General features: G+C 74.8%; 21 protein-coding genes and 1 pseudogene. 8 read left to right on the top strand and 14 right to left on the bottom strand.

Features of this window, described 5'->3' with window-relative positions; genetic code table 11:
* Window positions 1-263 precede the first annotated feature (263 nt).
* The 5 genes from V6D49_RS17580 to V6D49_RS17560 are packed head-to-tail and all read left to right on the top strand — an operon-like array spanning window position 264 to window position 5722.
* Window positions 264-1274 carry a 3-oxoacyl-ACP synthase III family protein gene (locus V6D49_RS17580; protein WP_340560917.1) on the top strand — a complete coding sequence of 337 codons (1011 nt, stop codon included), beginning with the start codon at window positions 264-266 and terminating at the stop codon, window positions 1272-1274.
* The gene (locus tag V6D49_RS17575; protein WP_340560915.1) at window positions 1271-2014 is read left to right on the top strand and encodes a glycosyltransferase family 2 protein; all 744 of its coding nucleotides are present in this window, start codon (window positions 1271-1273) and stop codon (window positions 2012-2014) included. Before V6D49_RS17580 ends, V6D49_RS17575 begins: the two co-directional genes overlap by 4 nt.
* Window positions 2011-3210 carry a cytochrome P450 gene (locus V6D49_RS17570; RefSeq protein WP_340560913.1) on the top strand — a complete coding sequence of 400 codons (1200 nt, stop codon included), beginning with the start codon at window positions 2011-2013 and terminating at the stop codon, window positions 3208-3210. The genes V6D49_RS17575 and V6D49_RS17570 overlap by 4 nt, the downstream gene beginning before the upstream one ends.
* On the top strand, window positions 3207-4838 hold the full coding sequence (locus V6D49_RS17565; RefSeq protein ID WP_340560911.1) for a class I adenylate-forming enzyme family protein: 1632 nt from the start codon (window positions 3207-3209) through the stop codon (window positions 4836-4838). Before V6D49_RS17570 ends, V6D49_RS17565 begins: the two co-directional genes overlap by 4 nt.
* Window positions 4835-5722 (top strand): NAD-dependent epimerase/dehydratase family protein, encoded by an 888-nt coding sequence (locus V6D49_RS17560; RefSeq protein WP_340560910.1) that lies wholly within the window; start codon window positions 4835-4837, stop codon window positions 5720-5722. Before V6D49_RS17565 ends, V6D49_RS17560 begins: the two co-directional genes overlap by 4 nt.
* A gap of 10 nt (window positions 5723-5732) precedes the next feature.
* On the opposite strand, the gene V6D49_RS17555 is transcribed toward V6D49_RS17560, so the two are convergent.
* The 5 genes from V6D49_RS17555 to V6D49_RS17535 form a co-directional block, all read right to left on the bottom strand.
* Window positions 5733-6116, bottom strand: coding sequence for a DUF6479 family protein (locus V6D49_RS17555; RefSeq protein ID WP_340560908.1), 384 nt, complete (start codon window positions 6114-6116; stop codon window positions 5733-5735).
* Between the two features lie 60 nt (window positions 6117-6176).
* On the bottom strand, window positions 6177-7235 hold the full coding sequence (locus V6D49_RS17550) for a nucleoside triphosphate pyrophosphohydrolase (RefSeq protein ID WP_445330650.1): 1059 nt from the start codon (window positions 7233-7235) through the stop codon (window positions 6177-6179).
* Window positions 7236-7259: 24 nt separating this feature from the next.
* A complete protein-coding gene (locus tag V6D49_RS17545) occupies window positions 7260-7904 on the bottom strand; it encodes a SurA N-terminal domain-containing protein (protein ID WP_340560904.1) in 645 nt (214 codons plus the stop codon).
* Between the two features lie 129 nt (window positions 7905-8033).
* Window positions 8034-8249, bottom strand: coding sequence for an EF-hand domain-containing protein (locus tag V6D49_RS17540; protein ID WP_340560902.1), 216 nt, complete (start codon window positions 8247-8249; stop codon window positions 8034-8036).
* Window positions 8250-8417: 168 nt separating this feature from the next.
* On the bottom strand, window positions 8418-9287 hold the full coding sequence (locus tag V6D49_RS17535; RefSeq protein ID WP_340560901.1) for a helix-turn-helix domain-containing protein: 870 nt from the start codon (window positions 9285-9287) through the stop codon (window positions 8418-8420).
* A 428-nt stretch (window positions 9288-9715) separates the two neighbouring features.
* On the opposite strand from V6D49_RS17535, the pseudogene V6D49_RS17530 reads away from it, so the two are divergent.
* Both V6D49_RS17530 and V6D49_RS17525 read left to right on the top strand, forming a co-directional pair.
* A pseudogene (locus V6D49_RS17530) lies at window positions 9716-10576 on the top strand (helix-turn-helix domain-containing protein).
* The gene (locus V6D49_RS17525; protein ID WP_340560899.1) at window positions 10573-10782 is read left to right on the top strand and encodes a DUF397 domain-containing protein; all 210 of its coding nucleotides are present in this window, start codon (window positions 10573-10575) and stop codon (window positions 10780-10782) included. The pseudogene V6D49_RS17530 and the gene V6D49_RS17525 overlap by 4 nt, the downstream one beginning before the upstream one ends.
* Before the next feature lie 261 nt (window positions 10783-11043).
* Here the strand turns inward: V6D49_RS17525 and V6D49_RS17520 are convergent, their stop codons facing one another.
* The 3 genes from V6D49_RS17520 to V6D49_RS17510 form a co-directional block, all read right to left on the bottom strand.
* The gene (locus V6D49_RS17520; RefSeq protein WP_340560897.1) at window positions 11044-11472 is read right to left on the bottom strand and encodes a peptidoglycan-binding domain-containing protein; all 429 of its coding nucleotides are present in this window, start codon (window positions 11470-11472) and stop codon (window positions 11044-11046) included.
* 433 nt (window positions 11473-11905) lie between these two features.
* A complete protein-coding gene (locus V6D49_RS17515; protein WP_340560896.1) occupies window positions 11906-12034 on the bottom strand; it encodes a hypothetical protein in 129 nt (42 codons plus the stop codon).
* A gap of 150 nt (window positions 12035-12184) precedes the next feature.
* Window positions 12185-13360, bottom strand: coding sequence for an acyltransferase family protein (locus tag V6D49_RS17510; RefSeq protein ID WP_340560895.1), 1176 nt, complete (start codon window positions 13358-13360; stop codon window positions 12185-12187).
* A 285-nt stretch (window positions 13361-13645) separates the two neighbouring features.
* Here V6D49_RS17510 and V6D49_RS17505 point away from each other — a divergent pair, with 285 nt between their 5' ends.
* Window positions 13646-14761, top strand: a complete 1116-nt coding sequence (locus tag V6D49_RS17505) for an acyltransferase (protein ID WP_340560894.1) — start codon at window positions 13646-13648, stop codon at window positions 14759-14761.
* Between the two features lie 118 nt (window positions 14762-14879).
* Here the strand turns inward: V6D49_RS17505 and V6D49_RS17500 are convergent, their stop codons facing one another.
* From V6D49_RS17500 to V6D49_RS17475, 6 genes are all read right to left on the bottom strand, one after another.
* Window positions 14880-17234: a glycosyltransferase gene (locus tag V6D49_RS17500; RefSeq protein ID WP_340560893.1), complete on the bottom strand. Its 2355-nt coding sequence runs from the start codon at window positions 17232-17234 to the stop codon at window positions 14880-14882.
* Window positions 17231-18673, bottom strand: a complete 1443-nt coding sequence (locus V6D49_RS17495) for a hypothetical protein (protein WP_340560891.1) — start codon at window positions 18671-18673, stop codon at window positions 17231-17233. Before V6D49_RS17495 ends, V6D49_RS17500 begins: the two co-directional genes overlap by 4 nt.
* A 178-nt stretch (window positions 18674-18851) precedes the next feature.
* On the bottom strand, window positions 18852-20258 hold the full coding sequence (locus tag V6D49_RS17490) for a polysialyltransferase family glycosyltransferase (protein WP_340560889.1): 1407 nt from the start codon (window positions 20256-20258) through the stop codon (window positions 18852-18854).
* A 2-nt stretch (window positions 20259-20260) separates the two neighbouring features.
* Window positions 20261-21229: a glycosyltransferase family 2 protein gene (locus V6D49_RS17485; RefSeq protein WP_340560888.1), complete on the bottom strand. Its 969-nt coding sequence runs from the start codon at window positions 21227-21229 to the stop codon at window positions 20261-20263.
* A gap of 199 nt (window positions 21230-21428) precedes the next feature.
* Window positions 21429-22718 (bottom strand): serine/threonine-protein kinase, encoded by a 1290-nt coding sequence (locus tag V6D49_RS17480; protein ID WP_340560886.1) that lies wholly within the window; start codon window positions 22716-22718, stop codon window positions 21429-21431.
* The gene (locus V6D49_RS17475; RefSeq protein ID WP_340560884.1) at window positions 22715-23386 is read right to left on the bottom strand and encodes a hypothetical protein; all 672 of its coding nucleotides are present in this window, start codon (window positions 23384-23386) and stop codon (window positions 22715-22717) included. The genes V6D49_RS17480 and V6D49_RS17475 overlap by 4 nt, the downstream gene beginning before the upstream one ends.
* Window positions 23387-23477 lie beyond the last annotated feature (91 nt).

Here is a 23477-nt window from a genome sequence, read left to right as displayed (position 1 = left end):
GACGCTATCCCGCCGCGTGCGCCGGGGACGTCCGCCCCGGGGAGGTGGGCGGGCGTCGACGCGTTGACCCCGCACCCGCCCCTCCCCCGCACGCGCTCACGGCACGGAGCCCACACCGCTCGGGCGCGGAACCAGCGGTTCCCGGAGGTGCCCGTCGCGACGGGACGGCCGTGGCGGATCATTGAGCGTCGCTACAGCCGCCGCGTCGTCATCCCGTCCTCCGCACGACCGACCGTGGCGCTGGGCCGAAAAGGAGCGAAACCGTGGCACATCATTCCGCCCGGCTCGCCGGGGTGGCCGTCCACCTGCCGGAGAGCCGGCTCAGCACCCGTGACGCCGAACTCCGCGTCGCGGACCGCAGCACCGGGTTCCGCCCTCCGCCCGGCATCGTCGAGCGGCTGACCGGTGTCGAACGCCTCCACGTCATGCCCGACGACTGGCAGGCGTCCGACCTGGCGGCCGCCGCCGCGCGCAAGCTGCTCGCCGACACCGGCACCGATCCCCGCGACGTGGACCTGCACCTCTTCGCCGCCGCCAGCCAGGACATGGTGGAACCGGCCACGGCGCACATGGTCGCGGACCGGCTCGACCTGCGCTGCCCCTCCTTCGACGTCAAGAACGCCTGCAACAGCGTCCTCAACGCGCTGGAGGTGGCCGGCGCGCTCGTCGCGGCCGGCGGCTACCGGCGCGTCCTCATCAGCTGCGGCGAGTCCCCCTCGCGGGCCGCCCGCTGGTCCGTGCCCGACCTGCGCTCCTTCCTCGCCGCGATCCCCGGCTACACGCTCTCCGACGCGGGCGCGGCGCTGCTGGTCGAACGCTCCCCGCGCCCCGGTCTGCTGGGCTTCGGCGGCACCGCAGACTCCTCGGCCTGGCACGTGGGCACGCTGCCGGCGGGCGGTTCCGCGCATCCGCGCGGGGACGAGCACACCTACTTCCGCCTCGACGGCACCGGGTTGCGCCGCGCCTTCGAGACGCTGGGCCTCCAGGTGCTCCACGACACGCTGACGCGGCTCGCCCTCACCTGGGACGACCTGGCCGTCATCTGCGTCCACCAGGTCTCCCTGCCGTACCTGGAGTCCTTCCGGGAGCGGCTCGGGCTGCCGGCCGACCGGCTCGTCGTCACCGTCGCCGAGCACGGCAACACGGCCGCCGCCAGCCTGCCGTTGCAGCTGCGCACGGCGCTGGACAGCGGCCGCTGCGGCCCCGGCGACCTCGTCGGACTCGTCGGGCTCGCCGGCGGCATAAGCCTGGGGATGGGGGTCGTGCGGCTGTGAGGCTCTGGGTCGTCGTGCCCGCCTACAACGAGGCGGCCGGCATCACACCGACGCTGCGGGCCCTGGCCGCGCAGACCGACACCGACTTCTCCCTGGTCGTCGTCGACAACGCCTCGACGGACGGGACCGCCGACGTCGTGCGGGGCTTCGGCTTCCCCGGCGACCTGCACGTCGTCCGGGAGCCGCGGAAGGGCACCGGCGCGGCAGCCGACACCGGCATGCGGTACGCCATCGGCCACGGCGCCACCCACCTGGCCAGGACCGACGCCGACTGCCTCCCCGCGCCCGACTGGACGGCCCGCGTCCGCGCCGCCTTCGACGCCGGGCTGCTCCTGGTGGCCGGGCGACTGCGCCCGCGCACCGACGAGTTCCCGCTGGCGTGGTGGCGCCGGGCGGCCCTCGTCGGGGCGACGGAGGTGGCCTCGTTCTTCGGGAAGCTGCGTCCCGGCAACCGCGACCCCCGCTACCTGGGCCCCTACGTGATGACGCCGGGCTGCAACATGGCCGTCGAGGCCGACCTGTACCAGCGCGCCGGCGGCTTCCCCCGCACGGCCATCGAGGACGTCCACGAGGACCGCGCGCTGGTCAACTCCGTGCGCACGCTCACCACGGCCTACGGCCTGCGCCGCGACGTGCGCGTCGCCGGCTCGGCCCGCCGGGTGCGGGCCTGGGGGCTGCGCCGCACCCTCGGCTGGTACGCCGACCACCGGTACCGTCCCGAGGTGGTGGACATCCGATGAGCACAGCGCACCCGGGCCACCGGACCCGTGCCCGTTCCCGCAGCGACGCCGACCGCTGGGAGGAGCGCGTCCAGACCACCGCCCACCCCGTCGCCTACCGGATGCTGCGCGCCGTCAGCGCGCGCGGGCCCGTCGTCCGGGTGCCCCGGGTGGGCGTGGTCGTCTCCGACGCCGGGCTCGCCCGCGCCGTCCTCACCGACACCGAGCGCTTCACCAAGACCGGCCCCGGCTCGCCGTCCGACCTCTGGACGCCGATCCTCGGGCCGTCGGTGCTGCTCAACATGGAGGGCTCCGAACACGCCGCGCTGCGCCGCCGGTTGGGCGGGCTGTTCACGCCCGGCTACGTCGCCGCGCTGTGCGAGCGGGTCCTGCGCGAGCCGCTCACGGAGCTGACGTCCGCCCTCGCGGCCGGGGAGGACGTCGACCTCGTCGCCGCCGTGCAGCGGTGCGCGGGTGCGGCCATCTGCGAACTGGTCGGACTGCCGCCGGACCCGAAACGTTTCACCACCGCCTTCGCCGAGGCCTCGGCCGTCACCTCCATGGTCCGGCTGTGGCGCTCGTCGCTGACCCCGCGCCAGGTGGGGACCGCCCGCGCCGTCCTCGGACGGCTGACGGCCGCCGCCACCGACGCCTACCGCTTTGGGGACGAGACCACCGTGCCCGGGCGCATGCGGGCGCTCGGCCTCAGCGAGGAGGAGACGCGCGGCGCGGTCGGCGCCTTCCTCCTCACCGGCACCGAGACCCTCGTCTCCTTCCTGCCCCGGCTGGTCGCCCTGTGCCACGACACCGGCCGGCTGGACCGGCTGCGCGCCGACCCCTCCGGCACCGACGCCGTCGTGGAGGAGGCCCTGCGCGTGACCGTCCCCTCGCCGGTGATGCTGCGCAGCGTCGCCGCCCCCGCGACGGTCGGCGGGACGCCCGTCTCCCCCGGCGACCGCGTCGTCGTCTTCACCCTCCGGTGCGCCCGCGCCCACGGCCCGTTCGACCCCGATCGCCCGATGCCGCCGGAGCTGAGACGGCTGTGGTTCGGCGCCGGGCCGCACTTCTGTCTGGGCATGCCGCTCGCCATGGAGCAGATCCGCTCGGTGCTGGCGGCCGTCCTGGCGGCCGGACCGGTCCGGGTGACCGACCGCCGTATCGCCCGGCGCGTCCTCATACCCGGCTACGCCCGGCTGACCCTGCGGAGGTCCGCGTGAGCCCCCCGGCCGACGCCCACCCCGGCGACCGCCCCGGCGACCCCGGGCGGACCGATCTGCTGACCGCCCTGCTCGACGCGGCGCGGGAGCGCGGCTCCCAGCCCGCCCTCACCGGCCCCGACGGCCGCACCCTCACCTACGCCGAGCTGCGCCGGGCCGTGCTGGCGACCGCCACCGGCCTGCGGTCGGCCGGGTTCGCCGACGGCGACCGGGTGCTGTTCTCCGTCCGGCCCGGCCCGAGCGCCGTCGTGCTGGCCCTCGGCATCATCGCCGCCGGCGGCACCGTCGTCTTCGCCGATCCGGGCGTCGCCCCCGAGGTGTTCGCTGCCCGCTTCACCCTCGCGGCGCCGCGCTGGGCCGCCGCCGAGTCCCTGCTGTACGCGGCCTCCTCCCGGCTCGGACGGCCGCTCGCCCGGCGGCGCGGTCTGCTCCTGCCCGACTACGGCAGCCTCGGGCTGCGGCACATCCGCGCCGGGCGCCGGCTGCCGGGCGTCCCGCGCGGCGCCCTGTCCGCGCGGACCCTGGCCGCCGGATCGGCCCCCGGACGGGAACCCGCGCCGCGCCCGGAGCGGGAAGCGCTGGTCGTCTTCACCTCCGGCACGACGGCCGCCCCCAAGGCCGTCCTCCACACCCGGGGTTCGCTGGGCGCCGGGCTCGCCGGGTGCACCCACCTGCTGCGCCTCGGCGAGCGCGCCACCGTCCACACCGACCAGCTGATGATCGGCGTCCCGGCGCTGGTGGCGGGCGCGCACTGGACCATGCCGCCCCACGGCCTCGCCCCGGCCGCCGACCCGGCCCACTTCGCCGCCGGGCTGGCCGGGGCCACGCACGCCTTCTGCGTCCCCGCCGACCTGCCCCGGGTGCTCGCGGCGGTCGCCGACGGCAGCGTGCGGATGCCCTCCTCGCTGCGGCACCTCGTCCTCGGCGGCGCACCCGTGCCGCCCGGCCTGCTGCGCCGGGCCGCCGAGGTACTGCCCGACGTCGAGGCGCTCGTCGTCTACGGCATGACGGAGATCGTGCCGGCCGCCGTCGCCACCGGCACGCAGAAGCTCGCCCACACCGGCAGCGGCGACCTCCTCGGCAAGCCCGTACCCGGCGTGCGCGCCCGCGTCGCCGAGGACGGCGAGCTGCACCTGGCCGGCCCGAACCTCTGCCACGGCTACCTGGGCGAGCCGCCGCTGACGGAGGTGCCCACCGGCGACCTCGCCCGACTGGAGGAGGACGGCCGACTCGTCCTGGAGGGCCGCAAGAAGGACATGATCATCCGGGGCCGGACCAACATCTACCCCGGCCTGTACGAACCGGCGCTCGCGGCGCTGCCCGGCGTGCGGGAGGCCGTCCTCGTCGGGGTGCCCGACGGAGACGGCGACGAGCGCGTCGTCCTGGTGGTCACCCCCGGCCCCACGACACCCCCCGGCGGCCCGGCGGTGCTGCGGGCCGCCGTGCGCGCGGCCCTGCCCGGTGTCATGGACGCCGCCGCCCTGCCCGACGACGTGCGCGTGCTCGACCGCGTCCCCGTCGCCGGACGCGGCCGCAAGCCCGACCGCGGCGCCCTGCGCGCCCACCTGGCCGAGGAACGTGTCGAGGAACGCGTCGGGGAACGCGTCGAAGAACAGGAGACCGCATGAGGATCGCGGTGACCGGGGCCCGGGGCTTCGTCGGCGCGGCCGTCTGCCGCGCCGCGCGGGCGGCGGGCTGGTCCGTCCACCCGCTCACCCGCGCCGACTGGGACCTGACGCGGCCCGCGCCGCCGGGCCTGCCCGCCGTGGACGCCGTCGTGCACGCGGCGGCGGCGGTGGCCGACTGGGGGCCGCCCGAGCCCGTCTGGCGGGCGAACCTCGACGCGACCCGCCACGTCGCCGAGGCCTTCCCCGGTGTCCGGCTGGTGCACGTCTCGACCGCCAGCGTCTACGACCCCTTCCGGCCGACCGTCCACGGGCGCGAGGAGCAGGCACCCGTACGCCGCTACCTGACGCCCTACGCGGCCTCCAAGGCCGCCGCCGAACGCGCGCTGGCCGACCGGCCCGACACCGTCGTCCTGCGCCCGCACGCCGTCTACGGGCCGGGCGACCGCACGTTGCTGCCCCGCGTGCTCAGCGCCGTCCGGGGCGGCGTGCTCATGCTGCCCGGCGACGGGCGGGCCGCCCAGTCCCTCACCCACATCGACCACCTCACGGCGGCCGTCCTGCTCGCCTGCGACCCCGCCGCCCCGCCCGGCACCTACAACGTCGCCGACGCCGCGCCCGTCCCCGTCGGCGAGGCGCTGGCCGCGCTCCTCGCCGAGCGGGGCCGCGCCGTCCGGGTGCTGCCCGTGCCGCTCGCCGTGGCCGGGCCCGCCGCGACCACCGCCGAGACCGCCTGGCGGCTGCTGCGCCGCCCGCACCCGCCCCGCCTGACCCGCTACGCCCTCAGCCACCTCGCCGTCGAACGCACCCTCGACCTCGGCGCGGCGCGGCGGGCGCTCGGCTTCGACCCCGGCCCCACCTCGTTCGCGGGCGCAGCCCACTGGTGACCTGCGCACGTCACTTCGGAGTGCCGCCGCCCCGGCTGCCGAAGTCCCAGCGCCGCCTGCCGTCCGTCTTGCCCCGGTGGGTGCCGTAGTTCCCGATCTCGTAGGGCATTCGGCGCCGACCGTCGCGCGGCAGCTCGTCCGGCTCCCGCAGCTCCCGCTCGTGCCCCGAGGACCCGGTGACCTCGGCGCCGTGCCCCGTGACGTCCCGGTGCCCCGGATGCTGGATCGGCGGCTGGGAGCGTCCGACGCTGCGCCGGACCTTTCGGACGCCCAACGTCACGGTGAGGATCAGCAGCACCACGATGATGATTCCGAAACCCAGCGGAGCCAGCCCCACCAGGTGGTCGTCCGCCGCCAACGTCTCGCCCAGGCGCGTCGCAAACGTCTCGTTCATGCGCGCCGGGTACCCACCGGGGCCGGGCTTACGCGGGCGGTGTCCACCCGGCCGACGGGGTCACGCCCCCGCGTCCCCCGTGTCCTGCCCCGCACCCTCTCCCGCACGGCGGCGCTCCTCGGCCAGCACGGCGTCCCGGTAGGCGCGCGCCGCCACCCGCAGCGCCGTCTCCGGGTCCACGCCCTCCGCCTCGGCCCGGGTGGCCAGCGCCAACAGCTCGTACCCGACGCCCTCGCCCTCGGCCCGGACCTCCAGCCCCGCCGTCCGGGCCCGGCCCGCCAGCTTCGCCGCCAGCGCCAGCGCGGGCTGCCCCACCGGCACCCCCTCCGTCACCGACGTCCGCCGCTTCTCGACGGCCTTCGTGCGCAGCCAGTGCGCCTTGACGTCCTCCGCCGTCTCGGCCGTCTCCTCACCGAAGACGTGCGGGTGCCGGTGCACGAGCTTGGCGACGATCCCGGCGGCCACGTCGTCCACGGAGAACGGCTCGTCCGGGTCCTCCTCGGCGATGCGGGCGTGGAAGACCACCTGGAGCAGGACGTCGCCCAGCTCCTCGCGCAGCTCCGCGCGGTCCCCCGCCTCGATCGCCTCGACCAGCTCGTACGCCTCCTCCAGGCCGTACTTGACCAGGTCCTCGTGGGTGCGCGGGCCCGTCCACGGGCAGACCCGGCGGATGCGGTCCATGACCTCCACGACGTCCAGCAGCCGCGCGCCCGGCAGGTCGTAGGACCCCGGTAGCAGCTCCAGGTCCGGCATCAGCTCCCCGCCGCCGCCCGCCAGCCGGGCCAGCCCGTCCGTGAGCTCCGGCTCACCCTCGGCACCGGCGACCACCACCACGGAGCGTCCCCCCGCACACCAGGTGACCAGCTCACGCGCGGAGGGCGCGGCCACCTCGACGGCCACGCCCGCCTCCCGCAGGTAGGGCAGCTGCGGGTGCCCGGCGTCCGCGCACAGCACGCGGTCGGCGTCGCGCAGCGCCTGCCAGGCGGGCCAGGACAGCAGTCCGGGCGCCACCCGGTGGCTCGTGGTGAGCAGCACGACGCGCCCGGTGCCGTCGGAGCCGGGCGCGGGGGTGCCGGAAGCGGATGTGGGCTGTTCGGGTGAGGACGTCACCCGTCGAATCTAACGCGCGGCCGACGCCGCCGGTCAGGCCGGTTCCTGCGGCACCCGCGCGGGCTTGATCCACGGCTCCGTGCCCCCCGTCAGGGACACCAGCTCGACGTTCCACTCGCCGTAGCGCGGGTTGACGTCGATGTCGAGCGCCTCCGCCGTCTCGACGAACTCGGCGTTCAGCACCTCGTCCGCGTTCGGCGTCTGCGGCCCGACGCCCAGCTCCTGCGCGATCCGGTCGATCAGCAGCTGCATCCGCAGGACCTTGTCGATCTGGTCCGGCGCGACCGTCTGCTGGAGCATGAACGCCTCGTACGCCTCCGGGCCACCGCGCGCGTCCTCCTGCTCGGCGCGGAACTGCTGCACCTCGCGCCGGGTGAGGTCGTCCACCCCCAGCCTGGCGGCGGTCTCCTCGACGACGCGCTCGCGCAGCATGTAGTTCAGCGTGTACCGGGACAGCGGGCCCGTCTGCTCCAGGAGCTGCCCGCCGTTCGGGTCCGCCCGCTGCGCGTCCCGGACGGCCTCGGCCCGCGCCTGCACCGAGGAGACCTCGATCCGGTCACCGTCCACCAGGGCCGCGGCCCCCGGATGCGCCTCACTGCCGCAGCCCGCCAGCAAGGGCACACCGCCCAGCAGCAGGGCTGCGGCGGAGAGGGAGAATGCGGACCGACGGCGGTGCATGGGGGCCTCCTGGCTGGGCTGGCTGGGCCGGAAACGACGGCGTTTCGTCCTGCAAGGTGATCGTAAGGAGTGCGGCCCCCGCTTCACCACTGTTTCGCCACACCGTTCGAAGACCCGCGCCGGTCGGGGTCACTCCTTGCGCAGCGCGTTCCAGAACTCCTCGAACGACAGCATGCCGTCCTCGTTGGTGTCCCGCTGGGCGATGAGCGTCTCGGCGACGGGGATGGTGACGTAGGGGTCACCCATCTCGGCCATGGCCCGCTTGAACTCCTCCGCCGTCACCAGGCCGTCCTTGTCGGCGTCGAACCGGTCGAACGACGCCCTGGCTTCTTCGATGCTGGCCACCCGGGGTGCCCCCTTCACGTCACAACTGGTGCCGGGCGCCGGACCCGGCACACGGCGGCGCCCCGAGGGCGCCAGGCATACAGTAACGGCCCCCGCGTACACGGACGTTGAGCGGGCAGGGCATGGCGGCGCGGCGGATCGGCGGCGCGGCTGATCGACGGGACCGGCTCAGGCGGCGCCGTGGCGGCAGTCGGCGCAGCGGCCGGGGCGGGGCGCGCGGAAGGCCCGGTCGCAGCCGTCGCAGTTCCGCAGCGGATCGGGACGGGCGGACGGCGGATCGTCCACGGCCCGCAGCACGGGCGGCAGCAGCGCCGTCAACCGGTAGCGCAAGAGCCCGGCCGGGCGCGTCAGCGGATCCGGCAGGTTCGCGGTCAGGGTGGTCCGCAGGGCCTCCGGGCTGGCGCCGCGCTCGAACCAGGCCGCCACGGCCGGGGTCAGCCGCCCCACGTCCGCCTCGGACAGCAGCAGCCGCGTGTCCCGCCGCCGCAGCGTGACGAGGAAGGCCCGCGCCGCCCGGTAGGGCGCCAGCTCCGGCCGCCTCGGCTCCGGCAGCGGCGGTGCGGCGGGCCGGGGCGCCCGCGCGGGCGGGGACGGCCGGGGCGCGGCCTCGGGGCCGGACGGCGCGGAGCCGGACGGCGGGTGGCTGACGTCCGGCGGCCGGACGTCAGCTTCGGGCCGCGCCATCGCCCTCGGGCCCGGCCCACCGCGCCCCGGCCGCGCCCGCCGCACGCCCGGCGCCCCGACGTGACCCGGCCGGTGGTGGCACGTCGTGAGCGTGACGATCCGCCCGCTGGGCAGCCGTCGACGCCGCCGCGTGAGGTAGCCGTGCTCCTCCAGCTCCCGGAGCGCCGCCGCGACGCTGACCTCGCCCTCCGGAAAACGGCCGGCGAGCGTCCGGATGTCCACCCGGGCCCCCTCGGGCAGCGACTGGATGTGCACCGCGAGGCCGATGGCCTTCAGGCTCAACCGCCCGTGCTGGGCCAGGTGATTGCCGACGACGGTGAAGCACTCGGTGTGCCGGACCCGTTCGTGCGTCACTCCTCGGCGTGGAACGCCGGAATCCGCGCACGGGGGCGCGTTAAGCTGCTGCTCAGCCATCGGGAAGCTTCCTCTTCCTCGGTGGTCAGGCCCTCGATCGGGATTGCCGTCCCGGCCGGGGGCCGTCGCATGTGTGGAGGTGTATGCCCGGAGCCTATGCCCGCCCCCGCCGCGCCTGTCCAGCCCGTTCGCACCGCATCACCCGTTCGGGTCACAAGGGTGGGGTTGGGTCGGGGTGAGTCCTTTCCGCAACGTCCTTGGGTGGGTTGACCTCGCGCCCCACCACGACCCCGCCCACCGGATCGCGACCCACCACGACCCGGTCACCGCCACCCGTCCCGGACACGCCGCCCGTTGTCCGGCCGGACCGACGTGACGCCGCCGCCCGCACGGACGTTGCACCGGTGGGACGACGGAAGGCGGGTGGCATGGACGCCGAGCACCCTGCGGACGGGGACGGCGACTCCGGTTGGGACCTCGGGCTGGACGACGAGTCCACAGCGCTGATGAAGGCGGTCGGGCGACAGATCAAGCTCTGGCGCGAAGCTGCCGGACTCACCCAGGCCGAGCTGGGCGCGGAGTTGGGCTACAGCCTGGAGATGATCTCGGCCGTCGAACGCGGACGCCGCCTCGCCCAGCCGGTCCTCCTGGAGTCCGCGGACCGCGTCCTGAACGCGGGCGGGAAGATCGCGGCGATGAAGGACGACGTCGCCGAGGCGCGGTACCCCAAGAAGGTCCGCGACCTCGCCAAGGTCGAGCGCGAGGCCGTGGAGATCGGCGCCTAGGGCAGCCAGAACATGCAAGGACTCCTCCAGACCGAGGAGTACGCCCGTGCCCTGTACCGCATGCGCTGCCCCGCGTTCGACGAGGCGGGCATCGAACGCCACGTCGCGGCCCGCATGGCCCGCCAACACCTGCTGGAGGCCCAACATCCGCCGCTGCTCACCTTCGTCCAGGAGGAGGTGACGCTGCGACGCCCCATCGGCGGCACCGCCGTCCTGCGCCAACAGCTCAGCCGCCTCCTGGACCTCGCCCGGCTCCGCCACGTCACGATCCAGGTCATGCCGACGGCGTGCGAGGAACACGCCGGGATGAGTGGGGACTTCCGAGTGCTGAAGCTGCGGCGCGGAACAACCGTGGGCTTCGCCGAGACCCATCTGGCCAGTCGGTACTTCTCCCGTCCAAAAGACGTGCAGACGCTCGACATGCGGTATGGGATGCTGCGGTCGCAGGCCCTCCCGCCCCGGGAGTCGCTGGAACTGATCGAGCAGGCGCTGGGAGACACATGACGCTCAAGCTCTCACCCGCGAACGGCTCCACCCTGGCGTGGACCAAGAGCAGCCACAGCAGCAACGACGGCCCCGACTGCGTCGAAGTCGCCGCCACCCCGGCCACAGTCCACGTCCGCGACTCCAAGAACCCCGCAGGCCCCGCCCTCGCCCTCGCCCCGGCCACCTGGTCGGCTTTCATCACCTGGGGCGCGGAGTCGCGGTGAGCCCGGAGGGCCTGCGGAAGCGTCAGTCTGCCGAGGCGGCTGGCGACAGCAGGCGTCCGCGACGGCTCGCGTGTCCCATCGGACGTCGTGATGCCGCCTCGACAGGAGCGGCGTCCCGTGGGTCGCCGCGCAAGGGCCACACCCCTTGACCGTGCGGATCGGTGACGACGTCGGTCAGAATCCCGCGTGGCCTGACCGGGTCGACGGGCCGGTGAACAACCCGTCGACCAGAGGCGTCAGGCGCCGTGCGGCCGTCGTGTCTCAGACCGCCGGGCGGAAGCAGATGCCCGTGTTGGTGCGCCACTTCATCGCCTTGCGGGTCAGCGGCCCGTAGACGCCGTCGATGTCCTGGCTCGCGAGACCCTCGAACTGCTGGACGTACCGCACGGCGTTCTTGGTGTTCGCCCCGTAGACCCCGTCGATGCCGATGTCGCGGTTGTAGCAGTGGACGAGGACGTACTGGAGCCGACGCACGGCGCCGTTGTCGGCCCCGACGCCCATGACGCAGTTCCGGGAACCCGTGCCCGTGTAGTAGGGCTGGCGGACGAGGCCGTGGCTGGTGTCGATGGCCTTGCTGCTGTTGCACTTCGGGTAGGCGGCGTGGGCGGTGCCTGCGGGCAGCGCCACGAGGGTCGTGGCGGCGACGGCCGCCGCCCCGAGGACGGACACGGACTTGGCGCGGAGGTTCATGGTGCTCCTGTCGGTTCAGGCAGGTGTGCGCAGGGCTCCGCCGGATCGCCGAGCCCCGTCATGAGCCTGCGGAGCCGCCGGAAGAGGCCGCAACCCCTGCCGGGCACGTGACGCCGACGTGGGACGTCCCACGCGCTGACCTGAGGGAACACCATGCGATGGGATATCCCGCCCGAACCCGGTGCGCGCCGCGCGTGAACGCGTGACGACCTCCGAATGAACCCGACATTTCCCCCCGGCGGACGGCCGTCGCGGCCCACGATGCACACGCAGTGGCCCCGGATCGCGGCCGGGCGTCGGGACCGTTCGGGCAGGGAGCCGGTTTCGCCCATGCCGGGGCGGATCGGGCGATGGAGAAGGTCCGACTCCACCGCCCGGCACGTCGGCCACGGCGACGCGTTCGGGGCGCGCTACCTCAGCCGGCCGACGCCGCTCAGTCCCACAGGGACTGGTTCAACTGCTGAGCGGCCCTCGCCTCCTCTTCCTCCCGCCGTTCACGCTCCTCCCTCTCCTCCTCCTCTTTCCGGCGGCGGGCGTCTTCGTCGTCCTTGTCGCTGGACATCGCGTCTCCTTCGCGGTTGTCGGGGCAGCACCAGAATCGCGTGCCGCTCACAGGAGAGCCATACCGCCCGACCCTGGGACCGACGATCTCGCCCGCCGTCGGAGGAACAGGGCCACATACACGGACGCTCCCTCCCCGTGGGCGCCCGGCTCAGCGGTGGGCCACCGGGGTCGGGGAGTCGGGGGTCGGGAGGGGCTGCGCGTCCGGGGCGGGGTGCGGCGGCGGGGTGGGGGGCGGCGGGGCCGGCTCGGGGGGTGCGAAGAGGCGGGTGACAGGGGGGCGGACGAGGGGGCGGGCGAGCCACCGCACCGGGGGCGACCCCAGGACGGCGGCCAGGGCGACCGCGCACAGCACCAGGCCGACCTGTTCCCCCGGTGTGTTGACGCGCGCGATCCAGCCCGTCTCCCGGAACGGGAGGATGACCAGCGGGTGCAGCAGGTAGATGGTGAACCCGGCGCTGCCCAGCGCGGAGACGAACGGCAGCCTGCGGCGCGGCGTCACCCGCAGCAGGCACAGCACCAGCGCCGCCGCGACCGCCAGGACGGCGAGCCGGATCAGCCACGCCCACTCCAGACCGAGCGGTTCGGCCGCGTACGGGTGGCGCATCGACAGCCACGACCCCGACACGTCGCGGTGCCAGGCCAGCCCGGCCAGGCCGGAGGCCAGCAGCCCGGCGGCGGCGACGGGCAGGCTCCAGCGGGCGGTGAACCAGCCGCGCAGCGCGCCCTGTCCGAGGCGCCAGCCGAGGTAGAACAGCGGGAGGTAGACGACGGTCCGGCTCGCCGAGTAGGCCATCCCCAGCGTCTCCACGTACCCGGCGGCGAGCGCGGCCACCGAGGTCATGATCAGGGGGTGGCGGAGCTGCACGACCAGCGGGAGCAGCAGCCGCCAGCAGAACAGGGACATGAGGAACCACAGCGTCCACGGCAGTTGCGTCACGTGCAGCCGGAACTCGCCGCCCAGGGCCAGGACCTCCAGGGAGTACAGGAGGCTGAACAGCGCGGCCGGGACGGCCACCGACTGCGTCAGCCCGCGCAGCCGTCGTCCACCGAGCGGCCCGGCGCTGCTGAACACCCCGGCCAGCACGACGAAGACGGGGACGCGCAGCGCCCAGGTGCCCACGCTGAACGCGTGCAGCGTCTCGTGGCGCGCCATGATGCTGCCGACCGTGTGCAGGACGACGATCAGCGTGGCGGCGACGAAGCGGACGTTGTCCCACCAGGGGTCCCGCGCGGTGGCGGAAGCGGGTGGCGACGGCGACCGGGGATGGGGAGTGACGCTCATGCGGGCTGCGGGCTCCAGGCACACCGGGGCGGAGGACTCCACCGGCCGTCCGGACCGGCCGGTGCACTCTGCCGCGCGTCGAGGCGCGGCACATGGCGTACGTCCGGCCGGAGGGTGAACGGCGGGTACACGTCCGGTGGTCCGAGGGGCGGGTGCGCCCGGGGGCCACCACCCGGCGTTCGCCGGGGAGACGGCGGGGGGAACTCCGCGCACACCCCTCGTTCACCCGGGGGTCACGCGCAGGGTCCACGGCGTTCCGGCCGGGCGGCTACTCCTTCGGGGAGTTGTTTCCCCACTCGCCCACTCCCCCAGGACCGGCTCACGCCCATGGCTTCCAGATCCCTCACCGCCCGCCCGGACGACGCCGCCCCGGCGGCCGAAGCAAGCGAGGTCGAACACGCCCCTCCCGCCGCGCCGACGACGGCACGCGAGCACCGGTTCGACGTGGACGTGCTGCGGCTGCTGGCGTCGTGCACGGTGATGCTGGGGCACGTCGCCGCGACCTTCATCCACGTGGTGGACAACGACCGGGCGAACGGCGCGGGCGCCTACTGGACGGGCCACTTCTTCGAGGCCGTCAACTCCTTCGCCGTCCCGGTGTTCTTCGCCATCGCGGGATGGGGCGTCCTGGTCGGCGCGACGCCCCGGAGCGAGGGGCGGATGTGGACGCGCATCGTCCGCACCGGCGTGCCGTTGTTCGTCTGGACGGGCGTCTACCTGGTGTGGGCGTGGGCGCGGGACCGCAACGACGACCCGGTGGTCGATCTGGCGGTGGACTCGCTCTTCGCCTCCGTGCAGCCCGCCTACCACCTGTGGTTCCTCTACGCCTACCTGCCGGTCGTCGCCGTGCTGGCCTTCGCCGTGCTGCTCAAGGACGGGCAGCGGCCCTGGGGGCTCGGGGTCGCGCTGCTGGCGGTGGCGGTGGGGCCGAGCACGCTGTCCACGGTCGGGGAGGTCACCGGCTGGGCGGTGCCGCGCGTCGGCTGGGGGTTCGGCACGTACTCGCTGGTGTACGCCGTCGCGGGCGGTCTGCTGATCGCGCTCCCCGGATCCGTCCTGCGCGGCAGGCGGTGGCCCTTCGCGGTGCTGCTGCCGCTGACGATGGCGGGCTGCCTCTGGTACCACACGCAGATCCACTACGTGATCCCCAACGCGCACCTCTTCGTCGGGCTGATGACGGCGTGCGTGCTGCTGCTCGTCAGCCGCAGGCCGGTGCCGGAGCGGCTGCGGGTGCCGCTGCGGCGGCTGGCGGACGCGGCGATGGGGGCGTACATGGTGCACGTGCTGTTCGTGGAGGAGCTGGTGCGTCCGCTGGTGTCTGCGGACCTGGGCGGCGCGGTCGCCGTCGGCACGCTGCTGGGGCTGCTGGGTGCGGTGATCGCCCTGTCCTACGGCGCCAGCCTGCTGTGGGGACGGCTGGGCCTGCGGCGGCTGCTGGGCTGAGGGCCGACCGGGCGGGAACGGCCGACCGGACCTGAACGGCCGACCGGCTGCGGGTGGACCCCCCTGTGGTCCGCCCGCAGCCGGTCGTGGCGCGTCGTGCCGGCTCCCGTCGTGTCGGCTATGCGGCCGTCTCCCCGAACGCCTTGCGGACGGCCGCCATGTTGTCCTGCGTGGTGCGCCACAGGAGCTCCTGGCGCCCGTGGACGTCGGCGACGACGGCCGCGTGGTCGTCGAGGATGCCGACGGCCCGTTCGGTCAGCAGGGCGCCGAGGTCCCGCTCGTGCACGGACACGCCCCACTCCGGGCGCTCGATGTCGGCCAGGAAGTAGGCCATCTTCGGGTGCGAGATGAGGCTGATGACGGGCGTGCCGCAGCCGAACGGGATCATGCCCGCGTGTCCGCGCATGCCGATGACGAGCTTGGTGCGGGCGTACTCGGCGCGGATCGCGTCGCAGTCCCAGTCGTACATCGGGACGACGGGGAGCGAGATGCCGTGGGCGCGCCGCAGGTCGAACGCGATGCGCTCGTCCTCCAGCGCGTGGGCCACGCACCGCACCTCCGCGTGCTCCCCGATCGCGCGGACGGCCTTCGCCGTCTCGGCGAGGAAGTGCTCGTAGTCGTGCCCGAAGCGCAGCCCGGCGCGGTCGTAGGCGGCGTTGAGGAGGACGGTGTCCGCGCGCTCGGCCGGGTCCTGCCAGCCGGGTACGAGGTGGCGGGTGACCGTCGTCGGGCACGGCTGGTACCCGACGCGGTCACGCAGCTCGGCGGGGAGCAGGTCGCGGACCTTCTCCACCGAACCGCTGTTGCGCAGCCCGAAGAAGTCGGCCCGGGAGACCAGCAGCCGCAGGGACTCGGTGAACCGGGTGCGGCTGTAGGACTGCCCGTCGAACGCGTTGTAGCCCACGGCGAAGACGGCGAGCGGCACCGTGAGGCGTTCCAGGTGCGCGTCGGGGACGTTCCACTGCCAGGCGCTGTTGCCGTTCGGAGCGGTGTCGGGGATGAAGAGCCCGCCGCCGCCGACGACCACGCCCCGGCTCGCGTTGGCCCGCTCCAGGGCCGACTCGTCGAAGAGCCGGTGGGCGTGCTGGGAGTGCCAGCGCTCCTCGCCGGTGTCGGCGCCGAAGCACAGCCGCACGGACTCGGGGAGCAGCTTGTCGCCCGCGTTGCCCTGCCGGTCCATGTAGAACGCGACGTGCGTGAGCTGCCCGGCCGGGGCGACGTCCGAACCGGGCCGGACGTCGGGCCGGGTGCGCCGGTGCAGGATGCGGCACATGCGGTTGACCGGCTCGACGGCGAGGCCCGCGGCGGCGTGCCGGTGGGCGGCGGCGTCGTCGTTCAGCGTCCAGGCGAGCTGGGCGAGGCGGCCGTAGGCCTTGGCCGCGCCTTTGGGGTCGGCGGTGGCCAGCAGGAGGTGGGCCTCCGCCTCCTCGTACCGGGAGAGGGCCATGAGCGCGGTGCCCAGCACCTCGTGCGCCCAGGCGCTGCGGGCGGGCAGCGTCACGGAGGTGAGGACGTCGACGGCCTCCTGGTAGCGGCCGGTGGCCAGGCAGGCCGAGGCGACCTGGCGCGCGACGGCGGGGTCGCCGGTGCGCTCCACGACGCGGCGGCCGAAGTGCAGCAGCAGGTCGGGGTGCTTGGCGCCGGGCAGGGCCAGGTACTGGGCGGCCAGGGCCGCGTCGCTGAGGGCGTGGCGCTGCCAGACCTCCTCGGCGAGCGTGTAGCCGCTCTCGCCGCCGTTCCACGGCTTGTGGCGGCCGGTGAAGTGCAGGACGGCCACGTCGTCGGGGACGGGCTGGTCGCCGGTCAGCCGGCGCTTGACGAAGTTGTAGCGCGGGTCGAGGCGGACGAAGTCGCCGTCGAGGACGGCGTTCAGGATGCCCTGGTCGTGCTTGTCCAGCTCGTAGGAGCCGCTGCGGCCGACCTCGTCGAGGCGGGCGCAGAAGGCGTCGGTGAGGTACTCGCGCTGGATGACCAGCAGGCCGCTGTTGAGCTTGTGCTGCCCGTGGAAGAACTGCGGCACGGCGGCCAGTCCCTCGCGCAGCGTGAGGAGTTCACCGATGTCGCCGAGGACCACCATGTCGGTGTCGAGGGTGATGACGGTGTCGTAGTCACGGATGCGGAAGACGTCGAGGATGAAGTACGCCTTGCGGATCAGGTAGTTCTCCGGGTCGCCCTTGACGAAGTCGTCGTAGTGGGCGTCGTCCACGCGGCGTAGGACGACGCGCGGGTGGAGGCGGCGGATCGCCGCGACGGAGGACGGCCGCAGGTCGTCGTAGAGGACGACGAAGTCCTCGCACACGCCCGGGTTGGACAGGGCCAGGCTGCGCAGCAGGGCGAGGAACCCGGGCAGGTAGTTCTCGTCGACGTAGGAGGCGAAGGCGATACGGCGCTTGCCGGTCGGGTTGCGGCGCCCTGCGGTCAGGGGGCGGGGGGCGGCGCCGGCCGCGCGGGACGCGGGGGTGGACGCGGTCATCTGAGCGAGATCCTCGTTTCGGTACGGCTGGTGGCCCGGTCCATGACCCATTCCTTCTCGCTGAGGTATCCGTGCACGGAGGTGATGGGGAGCTTCATGGCGCCGTCGAGCCGGTAGGCACCGGTGGCGTAGAAGTCGAAACCGATCAGGTCGAGCGTCGGGCTGACGTCGAGGAAGTCCAGCAGCCACAGCATGTTGAAACCGCTGGTGGGGATCGTCGGCCACACGCTCTCGGGCACCTTCCCGAGGTTGCGCAGCGGCCAGCGCAGCGAGGCGTCGCCCAGGTAGCGCTGGGCACCGGGCACCAGGCGCTGCCGCACGGACTGCTTCCACGGCTCCTGGAGGCCGCCGAAGACGAGCCGGGTCTCGACCTTGCGGTCCCAGTTGAAGCCGTGTTTGTGGATGGTGGCGTGGATGTCGGTGCGGCTGCCGGTGGCGGCAGGGTCGATGCGGAAGGAGTTGAACCGCACGACGAGGTCGTAGGAGTCGATCTCGGCGCCGAGCGAGCTCCGGCCGACCTTCTGCGAGTTGGCGACCAGGCAGACGCTCTTGCCCGCGACGAGGTTGCGGAAGTCGCCGACGGTGATCAGCTCGGTGGCGGTGTCCGGGTCCGGCACCGGGCCCTGGGTACGCAGCCGCGCGTGGTCGGCGTACAGGGCGAGCACGGCGCCGGCCCCGGCGAGACCACCCGGGCGGCAGGCCGCAGCGGCCGTGTAGTGGTCCATGAGCGCGTCGAGCGACTCGCTCACCTCGGTGGACGGCCAGCGCTCCGCGACCATCGTCCGCAGCGCGGCCACCCAGCGGGCGGCGGCGCCCGCCCGGTCACCCCGCTCGTCCAGGGCCAGGCCCTCGGCCCACAGCTCGGTCGGCGCGACGCCGCGCCACCGCGCGTCCGGCGGGAACTCCTCGGCCAGCAGCCGCAGCAGCGCCTCCAGCCGGGCGGCGCTCTCCCGCAGCCCGGCGACGCGGGCGGTGATGCCCAGGTCGTCGTCCCGGCACAGCGCGACGTAGCGCTCGTGCGCCTCGATCGCCCCGGCGTCCTCCCCGAGCTCCTCCAGCACCCGCGCGCGCAGCCGCCAGCCCGCCCGCGAGCCCGGCCGCTCGGTCAGGACGGCGTCGGTGATGGACAGCGCGAGGTGCAGCTCGGCCGCCGACCAGCAGGACAGCGCCTTGTTCCCGGCCTCCAGCAGGGCGTCCAGCAGCTCGGGGAACTCCTTGGACCAGCCCGACCCCCGGCCGCCCCGGGGCGCGGGCGCGGTCGAGGACCGGGCGTGGACGACGAGGAGTTGCCGCAGCGCCTCCGCCAGTTCGCCGCGTCGGCGGTCGCGGTTGGCGACCAGTTTCCCGCTGTGCGCCGCGCACGACTCGATGCTCTGGTCGAGAGTCGTCGGCCGGATGGGGACCTCACTGTGCGACGCCGGAGCGGATCGCCGGTCCAAGCGGCGAGCCGGCCATCCGGTACGGACCCGTTTCATGATGCTCCAAGACTCGATACGCCCGGCTTCACCGGGCGTTACGCAAGCACCGTACGGAGCACGGGTGTACCGGTGATGAACGACGACCGACCCGCCGACGAACGCACCCGGCCGTCATCCGACGTTCAACTCCGCGTCATACCTAACCCCTTGAACGCCCCGCCCGGCGCGTCGCCGCGCGCTTCACCCGCCGGGCCACACGCAGCGCCGGGCCGGTGCCGGGGAAACGGCCCCCCGCCGGGGCCAGGCTGCCCGGCAGCTCCAGGCTCGTCAGCCTGCGCCGCTTGAAGTAGCGCAGCGTGCCGGGGCCGAAGTGCTCGGCCAGCCACGCCTCCGCCTCGGCGCGCAGCCCCGGGTACTGCCGGGGCTGCATGCAGTACCCGACGGTGCGCACCAGCGCCCCGACGTCCGCGACGGGCCGGGCCGCCGGGCCGGGGTCGTCCGCGCGCGGGGCGGCCTCCGTCTCCAGGTCCGGGAGGAGGGCGTCGACGAGGGTCAGCGGCACCCGGTTGCTGTTCTGGTAGGGCGTCAGCCGGTCCAGCAGGGGCGCCGTACCGATCCGGGCGACGGGGATGCCGTAGTACGTCGAGGCGGTCAGCAGCGCCGTGGAGAAGCAGCCGACGACGAGCCGGGGCCGGCAGCGTCCGAAGACGGCCTCGGCCAGCAGCGGCGCCGTCGGGACCAGCAGCTCCACCCCGCAGTCGGCGGCGGCCTTCTCCAGGGCGCGGGAGTAGCGGGCGGGCGCCGTGGGGTGCGGCTTGAACAGCACGGTCGTGTGCCCGGCGGCGGCCGCCGCCCGCAGCATGCGGGCGTGCAGCTCCTCCTCCTCGTCGGTGGTGAGGATGCCGAGGGCGGCGAGGTACTGGCCGAGCAGCACCGCGCCCGGCCGACGGCCCTCGTCCTCGGGCACGCCCGCGTCCGGCGCGGCGCTCGCCGTCAGCGCGTCGAGCACGGCGCGGAAGGCCGCGTCCGGGACGGGCTCGGCCGGAACGCCGTACTCGGACAGCAGCAGCGGGCGCAGGCCCGGCACGAGGTCCAGGTGCAGCAGCCGCCGGATGCGGGCGGCCGTCGCGGCGGGCAGCGGCTCGCGGGTCGGTCCGTAGCTCATCAGCCCGTCGGCGTAGACGTGCACGTCGGCGTCGGCGAAGATCCCGGCGAGCGCGGCGGCCGGGTTCACGTGTACCGACTCCACGACGAGATCGGCCACGCCGTCGCCCAGGTCCCACGCCCGGCGGAACATCCGCTGCCACAGCGGGTTGTCCTGGTCGGCGGGTGACCAGTCGGCGGGGTGCAGCGGGCGGATGGTGTCGTTCCAGTCGACGACGAGGTCGAACCGGGCGGCGATGCCGTCCCAGCCGGCCATGTCCTGCAGCCGGTTGGCCGTCTCGGGCACGGGGGCGTTGTGGGACACCACGAGCACGCGCCGGGCGGCGGCGGCCGGGCCGAAGAGCCCGGCGTCCAGGGCGGCGGCCAGGGTCGCGGCGCCGTAGAGGGTGGAGACCTCGAAGATCTGCGGGCGCGGCGTGCCCGTCTGCGTCGTGGGTGCCACGGTCAGGCCGCCTTTCCGACGCCGCGTCCCAGCAGACGCCTCAGCAGGGTGGCCCGCTTGACGTCCAGGACGGCGAGCACGTCCTCCAGCACGTCGGCGGGCATGGCGCGCAGCGCCGCCCCGGCCTCCGTGCGCAGCCTTCTCGTCGTGTGCGCGTCGTAACGGGCGGCGCCGCCGACGTGGAAGGCGATCATGGCGCAGTAGGTGCGCACGATCTTGGGCAGGAAGCGGTCGGCCTCGGCGTGGGCGGCGACCTCCGCGAGGATGCGGTCGTGGGCGGGGAGGAAGTCGAGCTGCCGCTCGTCCCCGATCTGGGTCAGCGACGTCGCCACCCCGCGCCGGTAGAACACCCCGTGCAGCCCGACGGCGGCGAACGTGGCGGCCCGCAGGTGCAGTTGCCAGGTGAACACGCGGTCCTCGGCCGTGCGCAGGCTGGGCACGAACCGCAGCCCGTCGTCGAAGAGGGCACGGCGGTAGATCCCGGCCCACACGAACGGGTAGTCCACCATCGTCTTCATCGACGGCGGGGCGATCGCGTCGCGCGGGGAGAGGGCGACGTCGCGGCGCGGCGCGGGCGCCCGGTGGACGACGCGCGTCCGGCCGGTCACCTGGACGTGGTCGGTGCGGACGAAGTCGCAGTCCAGGCGCCGGGCGACGGCCAGGAGCGCGTCCAGGTAGCCGGGCGCGTACCAGTCGTCGCCGTCCAGGAAGGTGAGGTAGTCGCCGCGCGCCGCGTCGATCCCGGTGTTGCGCGCCTGGGAGATGCCCTGGTTGGTCTCGTGCCGCAGCACTCTGGCCCGGGGGATGTCCGGTGCGGCGCGCTCCAGCAGGTCGCCGGTGGCGTCCTGCGAGCCGTCGTCGACCAGGAGGAACTCCGTGTCCGGGCCCGCGTTGCGGGCGAGGCTGCGGAGGGTGTCCGGAACGAAGTCCCGCACGTCGTGGCAGGGGACGATCACTGAGAGCTTGGGCACGTGGCTTCCCGGTGGAGCGGTCAGGGCGGGAGGCGGTCTGCGCACGCCTTCCGCGCCGCACGGTAGGCCCGCCTGACGGCCCCGGCGTGCCCGCCGGGCGGCTTCCGGGTGAACTTCGTGCGTACGACGTGCGAAGCCCCGCCCCCGCGCGCCGTCCCCGCGCGCCGTCCGCCGACCCGACCGGGCGGCGCGGCAGGGGTCAGCCGTGGGTCAGGTGGCGGCGGCAGAGGGCCTCGTCCTGGAGGAGCTGGGTGACCACGGGGTCGTGCGGCCCGCGTTCGGCCGCGTACTCCGCGATCAGCCGGGAGATCTCCGGCAGCGCGCGGGCGTGGTGACCGGCCTCCATCAGCGTCACCGCGTACTGCTTGCGCAGGCTCCGCACGATGGGCGAGGAGGCGCCGTGCTCGGCGACGGCGGCGGGCAGCGCGCTGCCCAGCAGGTCCGCCACGCGCGCGTACTCGCCGAAGGAGAGCAGCCGGCGGACCTCCTCCAGGGTGGCCGCCAGCCCCGTGGGCGGCGGCGGTCCGAAGCCGGGTACCGCGCCGCCGGACGGCGGGGCCGGGCGCGGTGGCCAGGGTGCGACGGGACGGCGGAAGGGACCGGTCGGGTCCAGCGGCATGGCAGGGCCGGGGGTGCCGGGGCCGGGCAGGAGCGGGGCCAGCTCCTCGTAGACCTCGTGGGCGTCGCGCGGGCGCCCGTGCGGGTCCTTGTGCAGCAGCCGGTGCACGAGGTCCGCCAGCGCCGGAGGCGTCTCGGGGCGCAACTCCCTGACCGGTACGGGCTGTTCGTGCAGCTTCTTGTACAGCAGCCCGGCCGCCTCGGGAGCCTGGAAGGGCACCCGGCCGGTGAGCAGCTCGTAGAGCATGCCGCCGAGGGCGTAGAGGTCGGCGGCCGGGCCCACGGGCGCGGTGCCGATGGCCTGTTCGGGCGCCATGTAGACCGGGGTGCCGATGAGCGCGCCGGTGCGGGTGAGCCGGGTGTCGGCGGCGGAGCCGACGGCGGCGATGCCCAGGTCGAGGACGACCACCCGGCCCTCGGGGCGCACGATGACGTTGCCCGGCTTCAGGTCCCGGTGCACGATCCGCACGGCGTGCACGGCCACGAGGGCCGAGCACAGCTGCGCGGCGACGGCCACGGCCCACTGCCACGGGTAGGGCGCGTTCTCGGCGAGGTGGTCGGCCAGGTCGCTGCCCTCAAGGCGCTGCATGACGAGGAACAACTCGTCGTCGTCCCGCCCGGCGTCGAAGACGGTGACGAGGTGGGGGTGGTCGATCTGCGCCGTGACGCGGCACTCGCGCTCGAACCGCTCGCGCAGCTCCTCCGGGTCGGCGCTGCCGGAGAGCGAGGCCAGCTGTCCGGAGTGCATGAGCTTGACCGCCACGCGGCGCCCGCCGAGCCCCCGGTCGTGGCCGCCCCACACCTGGCCCATCGCGCCCTTGCCGAGGGGCTCGGTCAGCTCGTAGCGGCCCGCGATGACGCGGCCGATCACCGGCCGTCCCGCTTGCGCAGCAGGGCGTCCAGCTCATCGAGTTCGGACGCCACCTGCCGCATCCGGGCGGGCGGGGCGGGCTGCCCCGGCGGTGGCGTGGCGGCGGACGGCGGGGTGGACGCGGGCGGCGGGGTGGGGGCCGAGGGGGCCCGGGCCGGTCCCGGCGGGGGCGCGTACACGGTCGGCTGCTGGTGCGGCGCCACCGGGCCGGGCGGCGGTACCGGGCCGGGGTAGCCGTACCCGGCGGAGGCGGGGGGCTGCGGCGCGCCGGGGTGACCGCCGGCGGCGGGCGTCGCCGGGTAGGGGGCGTACCCGGCGTACGGAGCGGGCGGCCGGGGGAACCGGTCGGCGAGGACCGCGTGCGTCGTCGCGCCGATGATGAGCGCGATGGCGAACCCGCCCATCGCGGCGCCGAGATCGGAGTCGGGGTCGTCGGGGGTGGCGAGGGCCAGCACGATCTCCAGGACGCTCAGCGCGAGGAACAGCGCGAACACGGCCCAGTCCAGCGGACGGCGGCGCAGCACGGCGAACCGCAGGGACGGCACCCACGCCAGCATCCCCAGCGACCAGACGGGGAAGGAGGCGAACAGCAGCCGCACCACGATCGCCACGCCGCCGGGGCCCCGGCGGTACGGCGGTGGAGTCGGTGGTGCGACCGGGCCGTACATCTCGATGCTCCCGTCCTTCGCGTGCCTGGCTAAGGGTAGGAGCTGAGGGTATCCGTGGGACAGGGTGCTGCGGACCGGGGTCCGCGGATCG

Source organism: Streptomyces sp. GSL17-111, assembly GCF_037911585.1.
Taxonomy (GTDB): domain Bacteria; phylum Actinomycetota; class Actinomycetes; order Streptomycetales; family Streptomycetaceae; genus Streptomyces.
This window is presented reverse-complemented; position numbering and strand designations above follow the sequence as displayed.